This window comes from Amycolatopsis iheyensis (genome assembly GCF_024703995.1).
Taxonomy (GTDB): Bacteria; Actinomycetota; Actinomycetes; order Mycobacteriales; family Pseudonocardiaceae; genus Amycolatopsis; species Amycolatopsis iheyensis.
In genome coordinates this window covers 318,649-339,321 of sequence record NZ_JAMXQV010000007.1, presented here as the reverse complement: position 1 = coordinate 339,321, position 20,673 = coordinate 318,649, and the positions used below count along the sequence as shown (strand labels likewise).

Annotated in this window: 20 protein-coding genes; 10 read left to right on the top strand and 10 right to left on the bottom strand. The window is 72.0% G+C overall.

Annotation, left to right across the window (positions count from 1 at the left end; all coding sequences use genetic code 11):
- Positions 1–2: 2 nt before the first annotated feature.
- The 3 genes from M8542_RS16105 to M8542_RS16095 form a co-directional block, all read right to left on the bottom strand.
- Positions 3–2,270, bottom strand: a complete 2,268-nt coding sequence (locus M8542_RS16105; protein ID WP_257920959.1) for an AAA family ATPase — start codon at positions 2,268–2,270, stop codon at positions 3–5.
- 88 nt (positions 2,271–2,358) lie between these two features.
- Complete coding sequence (gene pssA, locus M8542_RS16100; RefSeq protein ID WP_257920958.1) at positions 2,359–3,306, bottom strand: CDP-diacylglycerol--serine O-phosphatidyltransferase; 948 nt, start codon at positions 3,304–3,306, stop codon at positions 2,359–2,361.
- 4 nt (positions 3,307–3,310) lie between these two features.
- Positions 3,311–4,036: a phosphatidylserine decarboxylase gene (locus M8542_RS16095; protein ID WP_257920957.1), complete on the bottom strand. Its 726-nt coding sequence runs from the start codon at positions 4,034–4,036 to the stop codon at positions 3,311–3,313.
- A gap of 246 nt (positions 4,037–4,282) precedes the next feature.
- On the opposite strand from M8542_RS16095, the gene M8542_RS16090 reads away from it, so the two are divergent.
- The gene (locus tag M8542_RS16090) at positions 4,283–4,495 is read left to right on the top strand and encodes a hypothetical protein (protein ID WP_257920956.1); all 213 of its coding nucleotides are present in this window, start codon (positions 4,283–4,285) and stop codon (positions 4,493–4,495) included.
- Between the two features lie 39 nt (positions 4,496–4,534).
- Here the strand turns inward: M8542_RS16090 and M8542_RS16085 are convergent, their stop codons facing one another.
- Complete coding sequence (locus tag M8542_RS16085; RefSeq protein WP_257920955.1) at positions 4,535–4,819, bottom strand: GlsB/YeaQ/YmgE family stress response membrane protein; 285 nt, start codon at positions 4,817–4,819, stop codon at positions 4,535–4,537.
- A gap of 72 nt (positions 4,820–4,891) precedes the next feature.
- Between M8542_RS16085 and M8542_RS16080 the strand changes: the two genes are divergently transcribed.
- Together M8542_RS16080 and M8542_RS16075 are read left to right on the top strand one after the other, a co-directional pair.
- On the top strand, positions 4,892–5,455 hold the full coding sequence (locus M8542_RS16080; RefSeq protein ID WP_257920954.1) for a winged helix-turn-helix domain-containing protein: 564 nt from the start codon (positions 4,892–4,894) through the stop codon (positions 5,453–5,455).
- Positions 5,452–6,705: an MFS transporter gene (locus M8542_RS16075; RefSeq protein ID WP_257920953.1), complete on the top strand. Its 1,254-nt coding sequence runs from the start codon at positions 5,452–5,454 to the stop codon at positions 6,703–6,705. Before M8542_RS16080 ends, M8542_RS16075 begins: the two co-directional genes overlap by 4 nt.
- Here the strand turns inward: M8542_RS16075 and moeA are convergent.
- The gene (moeA, locus tag M8542_RS16070) at positions 6,659–7,852 is read right to left on the bottom strand and encodes a molybdopterin molybdotransferase MoeA (RefSeq protein WP_257920952.1); all 1,194 of its coding nucleotides are present in this window, start codon (positions 7,850–7,852) and stop codon (positions 6,659–6,661) included. The two genes, M8542_RS16075 and moeA, sit on opposite strands and share 47 nt — an antisense overlap.
- A gap of 73 nt (positions 7,853–7,925) precedes the next feature.
- Between moeA and M8542_RS16065 the strand changes: the two genes are divergently transcribed.
- The 5 genes from M8542_RS16065 (at position 7,926) to groL (ending at position 12,943) form a co-directional block, all read left to right on the top strand.
- Complete coding sequence (locus M8542_RS16065; protein ID WP_257920951.1) at positions 7,926–8,603, top strand: TIGR00266 family protein; 678 nt, start codon at positions 7,926–7,928, stop codon at positions 8,601–8,603.
- Positions 8,603–9,226 carry an AIM24 family protein gene (locus M8542_RS16060; RefSeq protein ID WP_257920950.1) on the top strand — a complete coding sequence of 208 codons (624 nt, stop codon included), beginning with the start codon at positions 8,603–8,605 and terminating at the stop codon, positions 9,224–9,226. The genes M8542_RS16065 and M8542_RS16060 overlap by 1 nt, the downstream gene beginning before the upstream one ends.
- Before the next feature lie 112 nt (positions 9,227–9,338).
- Positions 9,339–9,542, top strand: coding sequence for a cold-shock protein (locus M8542_RS16055; protein ID WP_257920949.1), 204 nt, complete (start codon positions 9,339–9,341; stop codon positions 9,540–9,542).
- A 58-nt stretch (positions 9,543–9,600) separates the two neighbouring features.
- Entirely contained in the window at positions 9,601–11,082 is a 1,482-nt protein-coding gene (locus tag M8542_RS16050) for a serine/threonine-protein kinase (protein WP_257920948.1), read from the top strand.
- Positions 11,083–11,314: 232 nt separating this feature from the next.
- Positions 11,315–12,943: a chaperonin GroEL gene (groL, locus tag M8542_RS16045; RefSeq protein ID WP_003085442.1), complete on the top strand. Its 1,629-nt coding sequence runs from the start codon at positions 11,315–11,317 to the stop codon at positions 12,941–12,943.
- A gap of 51 nt (positions 12,944–12,994) precedes the next feature.
- Here the strand turns inward: groL and M8542_RS16040 are convergent, their stop codons facing one another.
- Both M8542_RS16040 and M8542_RS16035 read right to left on the bottom strand, forming a co-directional pair.
- Entirely contained in the window at positions 12,995–13,429 is a 435-nt protein-coding gene (locus M8542_RS16040) for a hypothetical protein (protein ID WP_257920947.1), read from the bottom strand.
- Between the two features lie 119 nt (positions 13,430–13,548).
- On the bottom strand, positions 13,549–13,767 hold the full coding sequence (locus M8542_RS16035; protein ID WP_257920946.1) for a PspC domain-containing protein: 219 nt from the start codon (positions 13,765–13,767) through the stop codon (positions 13,549–13,551).
- Between the two features lie 287 nt (positions 13,768–14,054).
- Between M8542_RS16035 and M8542_RS16030 the strand changes: the two genes are divergently transcribed.
- Positions 14,055–14,825, top strand: a complete 771-nt coding sequence (locus M8542_RS16030; RefSeq protein ID WP_257920945.1) for a nucleotidyltransferase domain-containing protein — start codon at positions 14,055–14,057, stop codon at positions 14,823–14,825.
- 40 nt (positions 14,826–14,865) lie between these two features.
- Here M8542_RS16030 and M8542_RS16025 read toward each other — a convergent pair whose 3' ends face one another.
- Complete coding sequence (locus tag M8542_RS16025; RefSeq protein ID WP_257920944.1) at positions 14,866–15,795, bottom strand: o-succinylbenzoate synthase; 930 nt, start codon at positions 15,793–15,795, stop codon at positions 14,866–14,868.
- A gap of 74 nt (positions 15,796–15,869) precedes the next feature.
- On the opposite strand from M8542_RS16025, the gene M8542_RS16020 reads away from it, so the two are divergent.
- The gene (locus M8542_RS16020) at positions 15,870–18,656 is read left to right on the top strand and encodes an AfsR/SARP family transcriptional regulator (RefSeq protein WP_257920943.1); all 2,787 of its coding nucleotides are present in this window, start codon (positions 15,870–15,872) and stop codon (positions 18,654–18,656) included.
- Between the two features lie 182 nt (positions 18,657–18,838).
- Here the strand turns inward: M8542_RS16020 and M8542_RS16015 are convergent, their stop codons facing one another.
- Together M8542_RS16015 and M8542_RS16010 are read right to left on the bottom strand one after the other, a co-directional pair.
- Entirely contained in the window at positions 18,839–19,684 is an 846-nt protein-coding gene (locus tag M8542_RS16015; protein ID WP_257920942.1) for a DUF72 domain-containing protein, read from the bottom strand.
- Positions 19,685–19,833: 149 nt separating this feature from the next.
- Positions 19,834–20,595 carry a DUF4253 domain-containing protein gene (locus M8542_RS16010; protein WP_257920941.1) on the bottom strand — a complete coding sequence of 254 codons (762 nt, stop codon included), beginning with the start codon at positions 20,593–20,595 and terminating at the stop codon, positions 19,834–19,836.
- Between the last annotated feature and the right edge of the window lie 78 nt (positions 20,596–20,673).

Sequence of the window (20,673 nt, the reverse complement as noted above, 5' to 3'; positions counted from 1 at the left end):
GCTCATTCGCTGATCTGCGTCTTCGCGTACGCCTCCAGGGCCGCGAGCTGGGCCGGGTCGAGACTCGGGCGGACCGTCTTGCGAGCCGTGTCCAGGTGCGCCGCGGTGACTTCGCGCGCCTCCAGGGACTCACGCATCGCCGTCAGCGCCGCCTCGCGGATCAGCGCCGCGCAGTCGGCCGCCGAGTATCCGTCCAGAGTGGACGCCACCTCGGTGAGGTCCACATCGGAGGCCAGCGGCGTGTTCTTCGAGCTGGCCGCGAGGATCGCGGCGCGGGCCTCGGCGTCCGGCGGCGGCACGTAGACGCGGCGCTCGAGCCGGCCCGGCCGCAACAGCGCCGGGTCGACCAGTTCGGGCCGGTTCGTCGCGCCCAGCACGACGACCTCGCGCATCGGCTCGACACCGTCCAATTCGGTCAGCAGCGCGGCGACCACGCGGTCGGCGACGCCGGAGTCCGACGACTGACCGCGGCGCGGGGCGAGCGCGTCGATCTCGTCGAGGAAGATCAGCGACGGCGCGGCCTCGGCGGCCCGGCGGAACAGCTCGCGGACCGCGCGTTCGGACTCGCCGACCCACTTGTCCATCAGCTCGGCGCCCTTGACCGCGAAGACGTTCAGCGCGCCGGTGCCGGCCAGCGCCCGGACCAGGAACGTCTTGCCGCCGCCGGGCGGGCCGTAGAGCAGGACGCCGCGCGGCGGTTCGACGCCGAGGCGCGCGAACGAGTCCGGGTACCGCAGCGGCCACAGCACGGCCTCGGTGAGCGACTGCTTGACGTCGACCATGTTGCCGACGTCGTCGAGCGTCAGGCCGCCGGTGGCCAGGTTGTCCGAAGTGGACATCGAGACCGGGCGGACGGTGGCCAGCGCGTCGAGGAGGTCCTGCTGGGAGATGCGCGGCTCGTCGGCCTCACGCTGGCGCAGGGCGGCACGCAGGGCCGCGTCGCGACGCAGGGCGATGAGGTCGGCGGCGACGAAGCCCGGCGTCCGCTCGGCGAGGACGCCGCAGTCGATGCCCGTGTCGAGCGGGACGTCGCGGAGCAGGACGTTCAGCAGCTCGCGGCGGGTCTTCGCGTCCGGGAGGGCGAGGGACAGCTCGCGGTCCAGCAGGTCGGCGGCCCGCAGGCGCGGGTCGGCGGACTCGGCGCGGGCCGTGGTCGCGACGACGGCGAAGCGCTCTTGCCGCAGGGCCGTCCGGAGCTCTTCCAGCACGACGGTCGCCACCGGCGGTGGGGTGGCCGCCGGGAGCAGCGCGTCGACGTCGGTGAGCAGCAGCACCGCCGGACCTTCGGCCGAGCGGATGGCTTCGCGCAGGCGCGCGACGGCGACGTTCGGGTCCAGCACCGCGAGGTTCGGGGCGGCGACCGGCACCACGCGGATGTCGGCTTCGGTCGCGACCGAGCGCACGAGTGTCGCTTTGCCGACACCCTCGGGACCGGACAGCAGGACGCCGAGGTGGGCGGGCGCGCCGAGCCGGGCCAGCAGCTCGGGGCGGTGGAACGCCAGGTCGAACCACTCGGCGAGCTTGCGCGCGGCCGCTTCGGCGCCGATCAGGTCGGCCAGCGGCACTGCCGGCTCGACGACCTCCTCGACGGCGATCTCGTCTTCGACGATCTCCGCGTCGATCCACTCCTCGGCCGCGGTCACGGCGGAGGTGCGCACCAGCGCGGTCGCCGTCCGGGGCTGCGCGGGCTCCGGCGCCGGGCGCGCGCCGTCACGCCAGACGACCACAGTGGACGGTCCGACGGCGACCGGGCCGGCCGGCTCGGTCGCGGTGACGGTGAGCAGCTCGTTCGTCCAGGTCGCGCCGATCGCGCGGGACAGCTGGCCGCGCAGGCCGGCCGGGTCCGACCCCGGTGTCGGCGCGAGGTCCTGCGGCAGCAGCGAAACGGCGTCCCCGACGGTCAGGACCTTGCCGATCAGGGCGAGCCGCAGCATGTGCGGGCTGACCGAGACGCTGGCCAGCCGCGACCCGGCGACGGTGACCGTCTTCGCCGCGGCGACGTCGGCCGGCGCGACGACGATCTCGGAGCCCTCGGTGACGCCGAGGTTGGACATCGTGACGTCGTCGGTGAGGACGACCCCGGGCACGTCGGCCTCGTCGGTGGGCGCGGCGAGCGCGGCGCTGACCCGGGCGCCGGTGAGGTGCACGGCGTCCCAGGCCCGCAGGCCGAGCGCGTCGAGGACTTCGGGATGCAGCCGGACGACGCCGCGGCGGGTGTCCAGCGCGGAGGGGGTGTGCCGGACGGTCAGCGTGATCTGCGGGTGGCTCACCCCGTCAACCCTAGTGATCCGGGCCGGGTCCAGCGTGCTTCAAGCCGTAACTCGCGTGATTGAGGCGCGAGTTACGAGTTAGCGGGCATCACTTGCGGCGGAGGCCTATTTGGCGCCACGAACGGCGGCGCTGGCCGTTCTGGGAGGTGTCGCGGGGGGTTCGGACTGTTTCGCCGTTGCGGGGGAGGCGGACTGCGCGCATTGCCGCGCCCGCGACGCGGCGGCGCAGCGGGCGCCGCAGGCCCAAGCGGCGGGGGGAGGCGCGGCGGATCGCGCGGCGCTCGCGCGGCGGGACCGTCCAGGCCTCGGGGTGCGCGGCCAGCCAGCGGTTCCGGTAGACCGAGTACGGGATGTGCGCCAGGTACAGGATCATCGCCACGATCAGCGCGACCAGCGGGAACTGGATGATCGCCGCGGCCAGCAGGGCCACGCCGATCAGCAGCGGGGCGATCGCCTTGGCCGGGGCCTTGACCGTCTTCAGCGACAACGTCGGGATGCGGCTGATCAGCAGCGCCGCGATGGCGACCGTCCACGCCCACACGACGTACTGCGAGGACCACCAGCCCTCGCCCCACTGCAGGTACGCCACCAGCGGCAGCATCCCGAGCAGCCCGCCCGCGGGCGCCGGGACGCCGACGAAGAACTCGCTCGCGTACGCCGGCTGCTCGGTGTCGTCCAGCAGCGTGTTGAACCGGGCCAGCCGCAGGATCATGCAGACGGCGAAGATCAGCGACGCCACCCAGCCGATCCGGTCCGCGCCGGTCTGCCAGACGTAGATGACCAGCGCCGGCGCGACGCCGAACGAGATGCCGTCGGACAGCGAGTCCAGCTCCGCGCCCATCTTCGACGTCGCGTCGAGGAGGCGGGCGATCCGGCCGTCGAGGCTGTCGAGCACCGCCGCGATGCCGATCGCGGCGATCGCCATGGCGAAGTTCCTGGTCAGCGCGAACTGCACGGCCGAGAGGCCCGAGCACAGCGCCAGCACGGTGATGGCGTTCGGCAGCAGCCGGACGCCGGGGGTGGTCACGCGGACCATCGAATCAGCCCTTCGCAGGCGAGGCAGGGAGTTCCGCGATGACGGTCTCGCCGCCGATCGTGCGCTGGCCCTTGCTGACCAGCACGCGCGAGCCCGGCGGGAGGTAGAGGTCGACCCGCGAGCCGAAGCGGATGATGCCGTACGTCGAGGCGGCGCCGACCTTGTCGCCCTCGCGGATCTCGCAGAGGATGCGGCGCGCGACCAGCCCGGCGATCTGCACGACGACGAGCTCGTGGCCGTCTTCGGTGCGCATCAGCACGGAGTTGCGTTCGTTGTCGTCGCTGGCCTTGTCCAGGTCGGCGGAGAGGAACTTGCCCGGCCGGTAGGCGACGCGCTCGATCACGCCGTTCGCCGGCACGCGCTGGACGTGCACGTCGAACACCGAGAGGAACACCGACACGCGCATCCGCGGCTCGGCCGGCAGGCCCAGCTCGGCGGGCGGGACGGCTTCCTCGATCAGCGACACGAGACCGTCGGCCGAGGCCAGCGCGACGCCGTCACGCGGCGGCGGGACCCGCTTCGGCTCGCGGAAGAACGCGGCCATCGCCACGGTCGTCAGCGCGCCGAGGACGCCCAGGCGCTTGGAGAACCGGCGCGCGAGCAGCGTCGCGGCGACTCCGCCCGCCACGAACGGGCGGCCGGCCGGGTGCATCGGCGGCAACGTCTCGCGGGCGAGCTGGAGGGCGTGCGCGACGGGGTTGCCGGCGGAATCCGGCCGGGTGCCGCTCATGGTCGGGTCCCCTGGTTTCGTGTCGGAAGAACTGTCGGCGCCGGGGTCCGGCGACCGCGTACGGGCGCCACCACGCTACCGCTGCCCCAGGCGGGGCCCGGCGCGTGCCCCTGGTCGGCTCCCTCGTGAGGGTGTCCCCGCAGCGGGTGGGAGCGGCCACATCCCGGTAACACAAGGTCGAATTCGGCGACAACACTGAGTAGTCGACGCCGTTCGGGGCGCTGCCGAGACGTTTGTGAGGGGACGATGACCGATCACCACGATCCCGCCGACGCCCGCCTCGCCGAGCTCTTGGGCGCGTGGTGCCGGGAGATCGACGAGGTGCCGGTGCCGTCGCTCGTGGATCCGGTGCGCGCCGTGGACGTCGTCATCGCGGCGAAGAAGCGCGGCCGGGTGCCTGCGCCCCCCGACGGCGCAGGCACCCGGCCACCGGGCGATGCGCGTGAGGAAGCAGTTTAGCCGCCGGAGCCGCGTTGATCACGGTTCGTCCGGCAAAAGTTACCGGCGGTCATCCGGTCGACGGCCGAGACCGCTCACGAGCCGCAGGATCGCCAGCAGGACGACGGCGCCCAGGATGGCCACGCCGAAGCTGGGGAAGTCGAACTCGAACGACATCGACCGGCCCGACGCGAGCCGGTAGATCAGCCCGCCGAGCGCCGCGCCGACGACGCCGACGATCACGCTGACCAGGCAACCCTGCCGCTCGCGGCGCCGGCCGCCGACGACGAGGTTCGCGGCCCAGCCGACGATCGCGCCGAAGATCACCCACACGACGAAACCCATGGCGGGAGCTTACGCGAGCAGACGCACAAGAGGTATTGCACAAGAACTCTTGTACAACTACTCTTGTGCGTCATGGAAGAGAAGAACGTCCGCGAGATCCGGGACTCGAAGGCGCTGACCGCCATCGCGCACCCGCTGCGCCACCGCCTGCTGGACCTGCTGCACCTCGACGGCCCGGCGACGGCGTCGATGCTCGCCGAGAGGACGGGCCAGGCGGTGGGGAACATCAGCCACCACCTCAAGGTGCTCGCGGGCAGTGAGCTCATCGAGGAGGCGCCCGAGCTGGCCAGGGACCGCCGGGAACGGTGGTGGCGGCGGACGTCCAGCGCGATCAAGTGGGGCGCGCAGGACTTCCCCGACGACCCGATCGCCGAAGCGGCCGAGGTGCTGACGCTCGACCACCAGCACGCGATGGCCCGCGAGTGGCTGGCCAAGCGCGACACCTATCCCCAGGAGTGGCGGGGCGCGCTGTTCAGCATCGACGGCTGGACGCGGCTGTCCATCGCCGAGCTGGACGAGCTGAACGACCGGCTCGTCGCGATGCTCGCCGAATACCGGGACCGCCCACGGCCCGACGACGGCGCCGAGCGCCGTCCGGTGTTCTTCGCCGCGCGAGCGTCGCTGGGTCAGCCGTGAAGGGGCTCTGGGGGAACAGGGACTTCCGGCTGCTCTGGTCCGGCGAGACCACCAGCATGCTCGGCAGCATGGTCGCGAGCACGGCGTTGCCGCTGGTCGCGGTGGTCACGTTGCGGGCGAGCACCTTCGAGGTCGCCCTCCTGACCGCGGTGGCCTGGCTGCCGTGGCTGGTCGTCGGCCTGCCCGCGGGCGCCTGGGTCGACCGGCTGCCGAAGCGCCCGGTCATGCTGACCTGCAACGCGGCGTCGATGGCGGTGTTCGGGAGCGTCCCGGTCGCGGCCGCCTTCGGCGCGCTGTCCATGCCGTACCTGCTGGCCGCCGCGTTGCTGGGCGGGATCGCGAAGGTCTTCTTCAACCTCGCCTACCGCGCCTACCTGCCCCTCCTGGTCGGCGAGGACGCCCTGCTCGAGGCCAACGCGAAGGTGCAGGGCAGCGAATCGGCGACGCAGGTCGGCGGCCCCGGCCTCGCCGGGTTGCTGGCGCAGGCGTTCGGCCCGGTCAGCGGGATCCTCGCCGACGCCGTGAGCTTCGGCGTGTCCGTGCTGTGCGTGCGGGCGATCCGCGTGCGCGAGGCCGTGGTGCCCCGCGAACGGACGCCGTTGCGCAGCCAGATCGCCGAAGGGCTCCGGTTCGTCGGCCGCGACCGCTACCTGCGGACCCTGATGTGCTTCGGCGCCGCCTCGAACCTCGCGCTCACCGGGTACGCGTCGGTCCAGATCGTCTTCCTGTCCCGCACGCTCGGCGCCGCGCCCGGCCTGGTCGGCCTGGTCCTGGCGGTGGCCGCGGTGGGCGGGGTCCTCGGCGCGGGGCTCGCCGGCCGGCTGGCGGCGCGGTTCGGCGCCGCCCGGGCGTTCCTGCTGTGCGAGGTGTGCGCCGCGCCGATGATGGCGCTCGGCCCGCTGAGCCGACCCGGCTGGGGACTCGTCATGTTCGTGCTCGCCGACTTCGGCGTGTGCGCCGGCGTGGTCGGCTCGAACGTGCTGACCACGACGTTCCGCCAGCAGTACTGCCCGCCCGAGCTGTTCAGCCGGATCAACTCGAGCGCGGCGATCGTCAACTACGGGACCATCCCGCTGGCCGGCGTCCTCGGCGGCGCGCTGGGCGAGGTGCTCGGCGTCCGCGAGACGATGTGGGTGGCGAGCGTGGTGATGGTCGTCGCGCTGGTGGTGCTGGTGCCGTTCGCGCGGCTGCGGGAGTTCCCGGTCAGAGCAGCAGTACGTCCACCTCGTCGCCTTCCGCAGCCGATGTGACGTCCTCCGGCAGCACGATCAGGCAGTTGGCCTGGGTGAACGCGGCCAGCAGGTGCGAGCCCGGCCCGCCGCGCGGCCCGACGACCCCGGTGACCTCGCCCTCCGACGGGGTGAACACGCCCCGGCGGTACTGGCGGCGGCCGGCGGGCGAGGACATCGCCTCCAGCAGCCGGGCCCGCACGTGCCGCCGCGAGACGTCGGTGTGGCCCATTGCCGTCAGGATGGCCGGGCGCAGGAACGCCTCGAACGACACGAGCACGCTGACCGGGTTGCCGGGCAGCGTCACCACCGGGACGCCCTGCCAGCGCCCGCAGCCCTGCGGCCCGCCCGGCTGCATCGCGATTTTCGCGAACTCGACGCCCTGGCCGGACAACGCGTCCTTCACCACTTCGTACGCGCCCGCGCTGACCCCGCCGGAGGTGACCAGCAGGTCGGCGTCGGCCAGCTTCGGCTCGATGACCTTGCGGAACTCCTCGACGTCGTCGACGACGCTGCGGACCACCTCGACCTCGCAGCCGAGCTCGCGCAGGGCCGCGGCCAGCATCACGCTGTTGGACTCGTAGATCTGGCCGTGGCGCAGCGGCGCCGGCGCGTCGATCAGCTCGGTGCCGGTGGAGGCGACCAGCACCCGCAGCGGCCGGCGCACCCGCAGCTCGGCGAGCCCGACCGCGGCCGCCAGGCCCAGCTGGGCATGGCCCAGCACGGTTCCCGCGTGCAGCGCGACGGTCCCGGAGAGGACGTCCTCGCCGGAGCGCCGGATGTGCGCGCCTTCGGTGGCCGCGGCGGAGATCGTGACCGTCGAGGTGCCGCCGTCGGTGTCCTCGACCATCACGACGGCGTCCGCGCCGGGGGGCAGCGGCGCGCCGGTCATGATCCGGTGCGCGGTCCCGGCTTCGAGCGGCCGGACGTCGACGCGGCCCGCCGGGATGTCGTCGGCGACCGGCAGCGTCACCGGCGCCCGCCCGACGTCGGCGGCGCGGACCGCGTAACCGTCCATCGCGGAGTTGTCGAAGGGCGGGAGGGACACCCCGGCCCGCACGTCCTCGGCCAGGACGAGGCCGGCCGCGGCGGCGAGGGGCAGGGTGGTCGCGGGGGAGCTGCCCAGCAGCGCGGCAACGCGGTCGCGGTAGTCGTCGACGGAGATCACCGGACCATCCTCCCCGCCTCCGGCGCTCGTGCAAGACTCTGCCCCGTCACGAGCACGCCACCGGGGAGCACGCATGCAGGTTCAGGTCCGTCAACAGCCTTCGTTCGCCGTCGCGCGGCTCATGCTCGCGCCGGGCGAGCCGTGCCAGGTGGAGTCCGGCGCGATGATGGCCACCAGCTACGGCGTGCAGGTGCAGTCCCAGTCGCAAGGCGGGATCATGAAGGGCCTCGGCCGTGCCTTCCTCTCCGGCGAGTCCTTCTTCATCTCCACCTTCACCGCGCCGCAGAACGGCGGCTGGGTCGACGTCGCGGCCAACCTGCCGGGCGACATCCAGGTGATCCCCCTCGACGGCCGCACCGGCTGGGCCGTCACCCGCGGCTGCTGGCTCGCGTCGTCGCACGGCGTGCAGACCGAGACCAAGTGGGGCGGGATGAAGAACCTGATGGGCGGCGAGGGCGGCTTCCTCACCCACGCCACCGGCCAGGGCCAGCTGCTCGTCTCCTGCTACGGCGCGGTCGAGACGATGACGCTGCAGCAGGGCGAGATGGTCACCATCGACACCGGGCACGTCGTCGCCTACGCCGACACGGTGCAGTACCAGATCCGGAAGGTCGCGACGGGCATCATCCAGTCCATGAAGAGCGGCGAAGGGCTCGTCTTCGACTTCGTCGGCCCCGGCCAGATCATGACGCAGACGCGCAACCCGTCCGCGCTGGTCAGCTGGATCATCTCGCACGTCCCGTCCCGCTGATGCGCGTCCAGACCCGGCACACCCCCGGCTTCGGCGTCGCCCGCGTCCTGCTCGAACCGGGCGAGTCGGTGCAGGCCGCGCCCGAGACGTTGCTCGCCAGCCGGTTCGGGGTGACCGAGACCGCGGCCGGCCGCGGCGGCGTCCGCGCGGGCAAGACCACGACGGCGGTCTACACGGCCCCTTCGGACGGCGGCTGGATCGACTTCGCGCCACTGCGCCCCGGCGACGTCTACCCGCTGGAGCTCGGCGGCGGCACCGGCTGGTCGGTGCACCGCGACTCGGTGCTGGTGCGACCTTCGTCGGTTCGGCACGACCCCGGCTGGGCGCCGCTGCAGCAGCTCTTCGGCGCCGATTCGGGGTTCCTCGAGCACTACAGCGGGACCGGCCCGCTCGTGCTGGCCGCGCCCGGCCCGGTGGACGCGTTCGAACTGGGGCAGGGCGAGCTGGTCACGGTCCGGCCGGACTACCTGCTGGCCTACCCGGACTCCGTGCAGTGCCGGCTGCGGGCGCTCGACCCGGGCGGCGCGCAGTCGCTGCGCACGGGCGAAGGGCTCGCGGTCGACTTCGCGGGTCCCGGGACCGTGCTCGTGCAAGCGCGGAACCGGCGCCTTTCGCGCACGTGATCTTCGGACGAATTGCCCATTGCCGAGGGGAATAATTCCGGTAGCGTGATTGGCACTCGCACCGCTGGCATCCGCTCGGGCCAGCGGATCCTTTGTGCTGAGGGAGGGCGCCGTGGCTGTCGGCACCGTCAAATGGTTCAACTCGGAAAAGGGCTACGGGTTCATCGAATCCACCGAGGGGCCGGACGTGTTCGTGCACTATTCGGCCATTCAGGCCGAAGGATTCCGCACTTTGGACGAGGGGGACCGCGTCGAGTTCGAAGTGCAGTCCGGTCGTGACGGCCGAAGCCAGGCAGCCGACGTGCGCAAGGTCTAGATCACCCGATTGGCCAACCCCCGGCAGACCGTGAACCTGGGGCGTTAGGCTGCCGGGCGTGACAGGCGATGTGTCGGGGGACCTCACCGGTCGCCGGCTGGGCAACTACCGCATCGACGGGGTGCTCGGCAAGGGCGGCATGAGCGTGACCTACAAGGCCACGGACGTGCGTCTCGGCCGCAAGGTGGCGCTGAAGGTCATCGGTGACCACCTCGGGGCCGACGCCGAGTTCCGCGAGCGGTTCGTCGACGAGGCGCGCAACACGTCCGCGATCGACCACGCCAACGTCGTGCCGCTGTACGACTTCGGCGAGCTCGACGGCATGCTCTACATCGCCATGCGCATGGTCGACGGCGGCGATCTCGCCGGGTTGATCTCCGGTGGTCCCATCGCGCCCGCGCGCGCCCTGACCATGCTCGACCAGGTCGCGGACGCGCTCGACACACTGCACAACCGTGGTCTGGTCCACCTGGACGTCAAACCGGCCAACGTGCTGGTGACGAAGAAGGAGACCTCGCGCGAGCACGTCTACGTCGCCGACTTCGGGCTGACGCGCCGCGGCGCGACCGGGCACCGGACGCGCGGTGGCGACTTCCTCGGCTCGCCCACGTACGCGGCGCCGGAGCACCTGCGCGGCGAGCCGCTGGACGGGCGCACCGACCAGTACGCGCTCACGTGCGTCCTCTACGCCTGCCTCACCGGCAGCCCGCCGTTCAAGGGCGACGTGCCGACGGTGATCAAGGGCCACCTCAACGGCGACCCGCCGGCGATCTCGCGCGCGGTCGCGCTGCCGCCGGCGATCGACGAAGTCATCCGCAAGGGGATGGCGAAGAACCCCGCCGACCGCTACCCCAGCTGCGTCGAGATGGTCGCGGCCGCGCGCCGCGCGCTCGGTCCCCAGGCCGCCTCCGACACCCCGCCCGGTCCGCCGGGGACGAATTCGGGTGGAGTTCCCGCGCCGGCCCGCCCTGGTCAGGTACAACAAGGACCGCACCAGACCACGGCACCGCAGGGAGAGGGGGCCCCCGTGCACCCGTACGGAGGACAGCAGCAGCCGGGCTACGGCCAGCAGCCGGGGCCGCAGGGGCCGCCGCCCCAGGGGATGCCGCCGCAGGGCCCGCCGCCCGGCTACGGCTACCCGCCGCAGGGGATGCCGCCCCAGGGGATGCCCCCGCAGGGCCCGCCCCCGGGTTACGGCTACCCGCAGCAGCCGGGCATGCCGCCGCAGGGCCCGCCGCCCGGCTACGGCCAGGACCCGATGCGGTTGCGGCCCCCGATGCCCGCGGGCGGCGCGGGCGCGTTCCACCAGCCGAAGAGCGGCGGTGGCAAGAAGTGGATCTTCATCGCCCTCGGCGTCCTCGTGCTGGCCGGCCTGGTCGTCGGCGCGATCTTCCTGTTCTCCGACAGCGGCAGCGGCGGGGGTGGCGGCACCTCGACGGCGCCGAACATCCCGGTCGGCCCCGGCGGTGACTCCCAGGGCAACCCGACGTCGTCGCTCAACGCGCCCCCGACGTCGATCTCCATCAAGCCGAGCTCCTGAGATCGTGCGGCGCTGAGCAGGTCTTCTTGCACTCTCCCCCTGAGAGTGCTAAACACGGACTTGGCACTCGACGCCGTTGAGTGCCAAAGGTCGGGACGGTGAGGCTGACCCCCACCCGGGTGCAGTCGTCCGTCGCGGGCACCGAGCCTGGCCGAGGAACGAGTCCTGCTGCCGCCGCATGCTCAGAAGCACAGCGCGGCGGCGGCGCCCAATACCGGAGGACCACACCGCAATGGCCAAACTGATCGCGTTCGACGAGGACGCCCGCCGCGGTCTCGAGCGCGGCTTGAACACCCTCGCCGAAGCCGTCAAGGTGACCCTCGGCCCGCGGGGCCGGAACGTCGTGCTCGAAAAGAAGTGGGGCGCGCCGACCATCACCAACGACGGTGTCTCCATCGCCAAGGAGATCGAGCTCGAGGACCCGTGGGAGAAGATCGGGGCCGAGCTCGTCAAGGAGGTCGCCAAGAAGACCGACGACGTCGCGGGTGACGGCACCACCACCGCCACCGTGCTCGCCCAGGCCCTCGTCCGCGAGGGGCTGCGCAACGTCGCCGCCGGCGCCGACCCCATCTCCCTCAAGCGTGGCATCGAGGCGGCCGTCGAGGCTGTCACCGAGCAGCTGCACAAGGCCGCCGTCCAGATCGAGACCAAGGAGCAGATCGCTGCTACCGCCTCGATCTCGGCCGCTGACCGCACCATCGGCGAGCTGATCGCCGAGGCGCTGGACAAGGTCGGCAAGGAAGGCGTCGTCACCGTCGAGGAGAGCAACACCTTCGGGCTCGAGCTCGAGCTCACCGAGGGCATGCGCTTCGACAAGGGCTACATCTCGGGCTACTTCGTGACGGACCCGGAGCGTCAGGAAGCCGAGCTGGAGGACCCCTACATCCTCCTCTTCGGCTCCAAGATCTCCACCGTCAAGGACGTCCTGCCGCTGCTGGAGAAGGTCATCCAGTCCGGCAAGCCGCTGCTGATCATCGCCGAGGACGTCGAGGGCGAGGCCCTGGCCACCCTCATCGTCAACAAGATGCGCGGCACCTTCAAGTCCGTCGCCGTCAAGGCCCCGGGCTTCGGTGACCGCCGCAAGGCGATCCTGCAGGACATCGCGATCCTGACCGGTGGCCAGGTCATCAGCGAGGACGTCGGCCTCAAGCTGGAGAACGCCGACCTGTCCCTGCTGGGCAAGGCGCGCAAGGCCGTCATCACCAAGGACGAGACGACCATCGTCGAGGGTGCGGGCGACGCCGACCAGATCCAGGGTCGCGTCAACCAGATCCGCGCCGAGATCGACAACTCGGACTCGGACTACGACCGCGAGAAGCTGCAGGAGCGGCTCGCGAAGCTGGCCGGCGGCGTGGCCGTCATCAAGGCCGGCGCCGCGACCGAGGTCGAGCTCAAGGAGCGCAAGCACCGCATCGAGGACGCGGTGCGCAACGCCAAGGCCGCCGTCGAAGAGGGCATCGTCGCCGGTGGTGGCGTCGCTCTCATCCAGGCTGCCGAGGCTGCGTTCGCGGGCCTGAAGCTCGAGGGCGACGAGGCCACTGGCGCCAACATCGTCAAGGTGGCCGTCGAGGCCCCGCTCAAGCAGATCGCCATCAACGCCGGCCTCGAAGGTGGCGTTGTCGTGGAGAAGGTCAAGGGTCTGCCGCAGGGTCACGGCCTCAACGCCGCCACGGGTGTCTACGAGGACCTGCTCGCCGCCGGCGTGCCGGACCCGACGAAGGTCACCCGTTCCGCGCTGCAGAACGCCGCGTCCATCGCGGCGCTGTTCCTGACCACCGAGGCCGTCGTGGCGGACAAGCCGGAGAAGGCTTCGGCCGCTCCCGCCGACCCGTCCGGTGGCATGGGTGGCATGGACTTCTGAGTTCGCTGCTTTGCCGGGAAGCCCGGTCCGCTTCGGCGGGCCGGGCTTTTCTTATGGCTTGGTGAAGAACCACACGGCGTAGGCGCCGAGGATGACGACGCCGAGCGCGAGCACGCCGAGGCCCCCGAGCCAGGCGGTGCTGGCCTCTTCGGCTTCCATCGCGACGACGATGGCGCCGATCCCGGTGAGCAGGATCCAGATGGCCAGCGCGGCGGCGGTGTAGAGCACGGTCTTGGTGACGGTGGTGCTGCCGGTATCGTTGAAGGCGAGCGCGAAGAAGGCGGCGAAAGCGGTGAGGCCGAGCCCGGCGATCAGGTACAGGCCGCCCAAGATCCCGACGACGACCTTGGCGGCCGTCCTGCTCCCTTGATCCACGAGCGCGAACCCTAGCTCGTTTTCCGGCGTAGGTGTTCGGCTTTTGCGCTGGTCGGCGCAGGCCACTACGCCGAACGGCCCGGACGTCCCCTTGGCGTCCGGGCCGTTCACACCGGTTCCCCCGAGAACCGGCCACCGGCCCGGCGTCCCCCGACGCCCGGACCGGTCCTGCGGCACACCCCGTCATCCGGCGGGCGTCGGCTCCCCCTGCGAGCCGGCGCCCGCCCGGGTCAGGAGTCCTCTTCGGGAGTCAGGATCGCGGCGGCGACGTAGACCGGAATGGCAATCCCGACGGAGAGAAAGACGGCGGCGACCATGCCGATGCGGAGCACGTTGGCGTCGATGCCGAGGTAGGTGGCCCAGCCACCGCAGACACCGGTGAGCATCTTGTCGGACTGGCTGCGGCGGAGCTTCTTGGTGGTTTCCGGGGTGTACACGCTGTTCGTCATGGCTCAATAGTGGCTCCGGGCGGGGTGCGGCCACATCGGGAAGGGCCCGGAGCCGGACCCTGAAGTTGTCCTCGGGGAAGTGCCCGGGGGCCGGCTTCCGCCGGTGGTCGACCGCATCCGGAAACCGGCGCAGAATGACTCGGTGTCGCAGCCACTCCTGGAAACGACCGAGCAGCGGGGTTCCGTTGCCGGGCGAGGCAAGTGTCCGTGCGCAGCCGTTCCGGCCGAGAGCGCGCGCCCGAAAACCAGGTGCTGTCCCCAGCGCCCGGCCGGTACAACTTTCGACCATGAAGCACGACAATCCCGAGTTCGCCGCGATCGCCGAGCGGGGCACCATCCTGCGTTGCCAGGTCGGGTCCGGGCTGCACGGTACCGCCGTCGATGGTCAGGATGACCGTGACGAAATGGGGCTGTGCGTGGAGCCGGCCGAGTACGTCAGCGGGCTTCGGCGCTTCGAGCAGTACATCTTCCGCACCCAGCCCGAAGGCGTGCGGTCCGGGCCCGGGGATCTCGACCTCATCGTCTACTCGCTGCGCAAGTGGATGCGCCTCGCGCTGACCGGGAACCCCACGATCCTGCTGCCGCTGTTCGTGCCGGATCACGAGATCGTGCGGATCAGCGAGCTCGGCCACGAGCTGCGCGCGAACGCCGAGCGGATCCTGTCGCGCCAGGCCGGGCTGCGGTTCGCCGGGTACCTGCGTACCCAGCGGCAGCGGATGCTCGACGGCGCGATCAAGGTCAACCGGCCGGAGCTGATCGAGAAGTACGGCTTCGACACCAAGTACGCCATGCACATGGTGCGGCTCGGCGTGCAGGGCGTCGAGCTGCTCGAGACCGGCCGGATGACACTGCCGATCGCCGAGCCGTGGCTTGGCTGGCTGCGGGACCTGCGCCGCGGGAAGCACACGCAGCAGGAGGCCATCGACGTCGCGGCCGAGCTGGAAGACCGGCTCGAGCGGCTGGTCCTGGACACGTCACCGCTGCCGGAGCAGCCGGACCACGCCTGGGCCGACCAGTGGCTGGTGCGCGCCTACGGCCAGACCTGGCAAGCAGCCTGAGGTCGTGAGTGGTTAGGGCGGTTCTAACCGCCCTAACCACTCACGAGAAGCCGCGCACCCTCTGAAGTCTGGCTTGCCACGCGGCCTGCACCTCGGCCGAGGCCGGGTAGGCGTCCGTCGGCTCCGGTGCCTGGTGGAGCACCGGGAGATATCCGTCCACAGGGGACAGTGACGGCACGCAGACGTCGCCTTCCAGCAACGAAATCGTCCCCAGTCCACATGCGAACTCCAGGGAAGGCAACGCCCCCGCCAGAGCGAGGCCGGCGGCCAGGCCGACGCTCGTCTCCACCGCCGACGACACCACGCACGGCAGGCCGCACGCCTCCGCGACCTCCAGCGCGCGCCGCACGCCGCCCAGGGGGGCCACCTTCAGGACCGCGATGTCCGCCGCGCCCGCCACCGCCACCTTCAGCGGGTCCTCCGCGCGCCGGATCGACTCGTCGGCCGCGATGCGCACCGGCACCCGGCGCCGGACCGCCGCCAGATCCTCGATCGACGGGACCGGCTGCTCCGCGTACTCCAGCCCACCCGCCGCCTTGTCGAGGTCGGTGATCGCGCGGACCGCCGTGTCGACGTCCCAGGCCGTGTTCGCGTCGACGCGGATCGCGCCCGCCGGGCCCAGCGCGTCGCGGACCGCCGCCACCCGGTCGCAGTCGTCCGTCAGCGACGAGCGCGGGTCCGCGACCTTCACCTTGGCCGTGCGGCAGCCGGACGCGCGGACCAGGTCGTACGCCTTCTCCGGCGTGACCACCGGCACGGTCGTGTTCACCTCGACCCGGTCACGCACCGGCGTCGGCCAGCCGGCTTCGGTCGCTTCGACCGCCGCCCGCAGCCACGGCACGCTCTCGGCGTCCGAATAGTCGGCGAACGGGCAGAACTCACCCCAGCCCGCCGGACCGCGCAGCAGCATGCCCTCACGGACCGTGATGCCGCGGAAGCGGTTGCGCAGGGGGATCGCGTACACGTTCATCAGCGTCGATCATGCCACCGTCCCGGGTTTCGCAAACAGGTGCCGAACTCCGCGTAACCGGTCAGAATGACGTCGTGGTCCTCGATTTCCGCGTGCTGGGTCCGGCCGAGGTCACGGCCGACGGCCGCCCGGTACCGCTCGGGGGCAGCCGGCCGTTGATCGTGCTGGCCGGGCTTCTGCTGCGCGCGAACCGGGTCGTGCCGGTCGACGAGCTCGGCCGTTGGCTGTGGGCCGACGACCGCCGCCGCTCGAAGGGCGCGCTCCAGACGTACGTGCTGCGCCTGCGCCGGGCGCTCGGCGACCAGGTCGCCATCCGCACCGAAAGCGGCGGCTACCTGATCGAGCTCGAGGACGGCCTGCTCGACCTCTCCCGGTTTCGCGCCCTCGCCGCCCGGGGCAAGGCCGCGAAGGACCGCGGCGAGAGCCGCGAGGCGGCCGGGCACTTCGCCGACGCGCTCGCGCAGTGGCGCGGCCCGGCGCTGCTGAACGTCGAGTCGGACGCGCTGCACCGCGACGAGGCCGGCCAGCTGGCCGAGGAACGGCTGCGCGTGCGCGAGCAGTGGGCCGACGCGCTGCTCGACGTCGGCGAGTACGGCACGGTCGTCCCCGAACTGACCCGGCTGGCCAGGGAAAACCCGCTGCGGGAGCGGCTGCACGAACAGCTGATGGTCGCCCTCTACCGGTCGGGGCGCCAGGCCGAGGCGCTCGAGGTCCACCGCCGGATCAGCGCCGTGCTGGCCGAGGAGCTCGGGCTCGACCCCGGGCCGTCGCTGCAGCACACCCGCCAGGCGATCCTCACCGGCGCCGCCGACGACGGGGCCACGGCGCGCTACCGGCTCGGCGCCGAACCGCAGGTGCCGCACCAGCTGCCCGCCGACCTGCCGAACTTCTCCGGCCGCGAGTGCGACCTCAAGGCGTTGCACGCGCTGCTGCCCGAGGCGATCGACGCCGGGACGTCGACGACGATCGCGTCGGTCGAGGGCATGGCCGGCGTCGGCAAGACGACGCTGGCCGTGCACTTCGCGCACGAGATCGCCGACCGGTTCCCCGGCGGCGAGGTCTACCTCAACCTGCGTGGCTACGGGCCCGGCGAGCCGGTCGAGCCGTTGGCGGCGCTCGACGCGATGCTCACCGCGCTCGGCGTGCCGTGCGACGCCATCCCGGACGACCTCGACGGCCGCGCGGCGAGCTGGCGCACGCACAGCGCCGGGCGGCGGCTGCTGATCCTGCTCGACAACGCCAACCGCACCGAGCAGGTCGTCCCGCTGCTGCCCGGGCCGGGCTGCCTGGTCGTGCTCACCAGCCGCTGGCAGCTGCGGGCGCTCGTCGCGACGCACGACGCGCGGCGGGTGGCGCTGGAGGAGCTCGGCGAAGAAGACGCCGTCGAGCTGCTCGCGGCGACGATCGGCCTCGACCGCGTCGCACGCGACCCGGCCGCGACCGAGCGGTTCGTGCGCTACTGCGGTGGGTTGCCGCTGGCGATCCGGATCCTCGCCGTGCGGGCGGCGCAGTTCCCGGACCTGGCGCTCGACGAGTTCGTCGACTCGCTCGAGACCGACCTGCTCGGCTCGTTCGACCTCGCCGACGGCGAAGGCACGAACATCCGCTCGGTGTTTTCGTACTCCTACCAGGCGCTGGAGCCGTCGACGGCGCGGTTGCTGCGGCTGCTCGGGCTGCCCACCGGCCTCGACTTCACCGCGCCGGCGGCGGCCGCGGTCGCCGGTCTCGACGTCGCGGCGACCCGGCCGATGCTGGAAACCCTGGCCACCGCGCACTTGCTCGCCCAGCCGCGGCCGGGGCGTTACCAGTTCCATGACTTGATCCGGGCGTACGCGGGCGAAGTCGCTTCGCAGGTTGATTCGGCTTCGCAGCGCGAAGCGGCTTTGGACCGGCTGCTGGACTGGTACCTGGCCTCGGCGCTGAGCGCGTCGCGGCGGATGCGGCCCGAGCGCTACTACCGGCTGCTGGAGCTCGACTCGGTCGAAGGTGGCCTGTCGTTCGCCGGCCACCACGACGCGTTGGACTGGTTCGACGAGGAGTCCGGCAACCTGATCGCGGCGGTGCACCTGGCGCGGCGGCGCCGGGACGACGTCTGCTGGAAGCTGGCGTGGCTGCTGCAGAGCTACTTCGTGACGCGCTCGCGGCTCGCCGACTGGCGTGCGGTGTTCGAGGTGGCGCTCGAAGCCGCGCGGGCGAGCGGGCACCGGCCGGGTGAGGCGGGCATCCTCAGCGGGCTCGGGGTGGTCAACGGGGTGGCCCGGGACTACGAGGAGTCGCGGCGGTACCTGGAGCAGGTGCTGGCGATCCAGCGCGAGCTCGGCGCGCGCGAGGGCGAGGCGCGGGCGCAGTACAACCTGGCGATGGCGGCGCACAACCTCGACGACTACGCCTGGGCGTACGAGCACGGGATGCAGGCGCTGGAGATCGTGCGGTCGCTGGGGTTGGGGGCGTTCGAAGCGAGTGTGCTGCGGGCGCTGGGGGACATCTGCACGTCGATGGGCGACCACGAGCAGGCCCTGCGGCTGGCCGACGCGGCGCTGGCGATCCTCGGCCCCGACGGCCGGCCGGTGGACACCCGGTTCACGCAGCACACGCGCGGCTTGGCCCTGGTCGGCTTGGGCCGCCTCGACGAGGGGATCGCCTGCATCCGCGAGTCGGTGGAGATGTTCTTCGCGATGGACGAGCAGTACGAGGCGGCGGACGTCCTGGCCCAGCTGGGGACGATCCACGTGCGGTACGGGGAGCCGGCGCTGGCCCGGGAGTGCTGGCTCCGCTCGGTGCGGTTGCTGACGGAGCTGGGCCACCCGGACGCGGACGACGTGCGGGCGAAACTGGCGGCGTTGGTGGGCGCGGCGGGCTGAGTTCCGGCTTCAATCACGTGAGTGCGTGATTCAAGCCGGAACTCGCGTGATCGGAGCCGGAAGTCGTCGGGCGCGGGCACCGGAAAGAGGTGGGCGGACCGCTCGCGTGCCGACCCCCAGCGACAGCACGCAAGCCGGTCCGGCCCGCTTGTTCACTCTGGTCGATGGCGCTCACTGTCCGCTCACTGTCTCGTTCGCGAAGCCACACCCAGCAGCTTCGCGAGCGTCTCGGCGTTGCGGGGCGCCTCGACCTTCACGTCGTTGTCGAAGTAGACGTGCACGTCCCGGCGGCCGTCTTCGTGCCAGGTGTGGATCTTCTCCGCCCACCTCCGCAGCGCCCGGTCCGAATAGCCGCTCACGTACAGCTCTTCGTCGCCGTGGAGGCGGAGGTACGCGAAATCCGCGGTCTGGTCCTCCAGGAACGGCCACTTGCCCGCGGTGTCGGCCACGACGAGCGCGATCCCGTGCTCGCGCAGCAAATCCCGGGCGGCGGGCGCCGCGAACGACGGGTGCCGCACCTCGAGCGCGTGCCGCAGCGGCCGCCGCGGCCCGGGTTCGAGGTGGGCGGCGCCCTTCAGCTTGTCGTCGTGCTTCGCGGCCAGCTGTGCGGCCTCGGTCGTCGTGCGCGGCAGGAGCGCGAAGAAGTTCGCGAGCCGATCCGGGTCGAACGTCAGCCGTGGTGGGAGCTGCCAGAGGAACGGGCCGAGCTTCGCGCCGAGCGCCAGGACGCCGGACGCGTAGAAGTTGGCCAACGCCGTCTCGACGTCGCGCAGCTGCTTCAGGTGGGTGATGAAACGGCCGCCCTTCACGGCGAAGAGGAAGTCCGCCGGGGTCTCTTCGAACCACGCGCGGAAGCGCTCGGGCCGCTGCAGCGAGTAGAACGAGCCGTTGATCTCGACCGCGTTCAGCCGCCGCGACAGGTACTCGAGCTCTCGCCGCTGCACGAGACCTTCGGGGTAGAAGACCCCGCGCCACGGCGGATAGCGCCAGCCCGACGTGCCGATCCGGATTTCGGCGATCGCTCTCACCGCCTTCCCGCGCTCGGTGATGCCCGCTCGACCCGGCGGCCAAACGCCGGAACGGAGGCGCCATCCGGACCGGTGGACCGCGGGTCGGGACAGCTGACCCGACTTCACGGACGGCCGTCTCACCGGCCCGTTCGCCCACCCGCGCCGCTTCAAGCCCAAGAGAACCGCCACATCCGCGACTGGACCAACCCGGACGCGTACTCCCGCAGATTTCCCGGCTGCCCGGCGAAGGTCGGCAGGCTGAACGCGCGGTGCTCCGCCGCGACGCTCAACGCCCGCGCCTGGTTCCTCGGCGGCGCCGACACCGACAGCTCGAGCGTGTCGAACCCCAGCACCACCAGCGTCGCGCCGAAGCGCTCCTCCCAGCTACGCAACACCGCCGACAGCTCCGCCACCTGGTCGGTGCACTTGATCATGCCCGTCCAGCCCAGCAGGGCCGGGATGTCCGCCGGGCGCTCGGTCTGGACCAGCCCGAGCCGGTGCGGGCCACGCGCGGCCAGGATCGAGCCCGTGTTGCCCGCCTCCGCCAGCGGATCGGACCTGCGCGGGCTGCGCTTGGCCAGCCCGGGGAAGCGGGCACCGAACGGGCGCAGGCACGCGCCATCGCAGCAGGACGCGTCCCACCAGCGGTCCAGCGCCTGCGCCGGGTCGACCCCCGCCACCCGGTGCCCGGCCGGGGACAGGCGGCCCCGGTCGTCGATCCAGTCCTCGCCGTTCGCCGCGAAGCGCTGGTCGTGCGGGATCAGCACCGGCCACAGCCCCGACCGCTCGAACTCGGCCACGCAGCCGAGATACCGCTCGGGCCGGGTCAGCGGCAGGTCGGACACCCACAGCCGGCCATGCCACGACCCCGGTGGCAGGGTCTGGACCGGCGGCGCGGGTGTACCGGGGCGGAGCGGTGCGATCGTCATGACGTCCCCTCGAACTTGTGTTCGGCTGGTGCATGTCGAACAGTAGTTCGAGGGTCCGACAATTTCCAGCGTTCTACC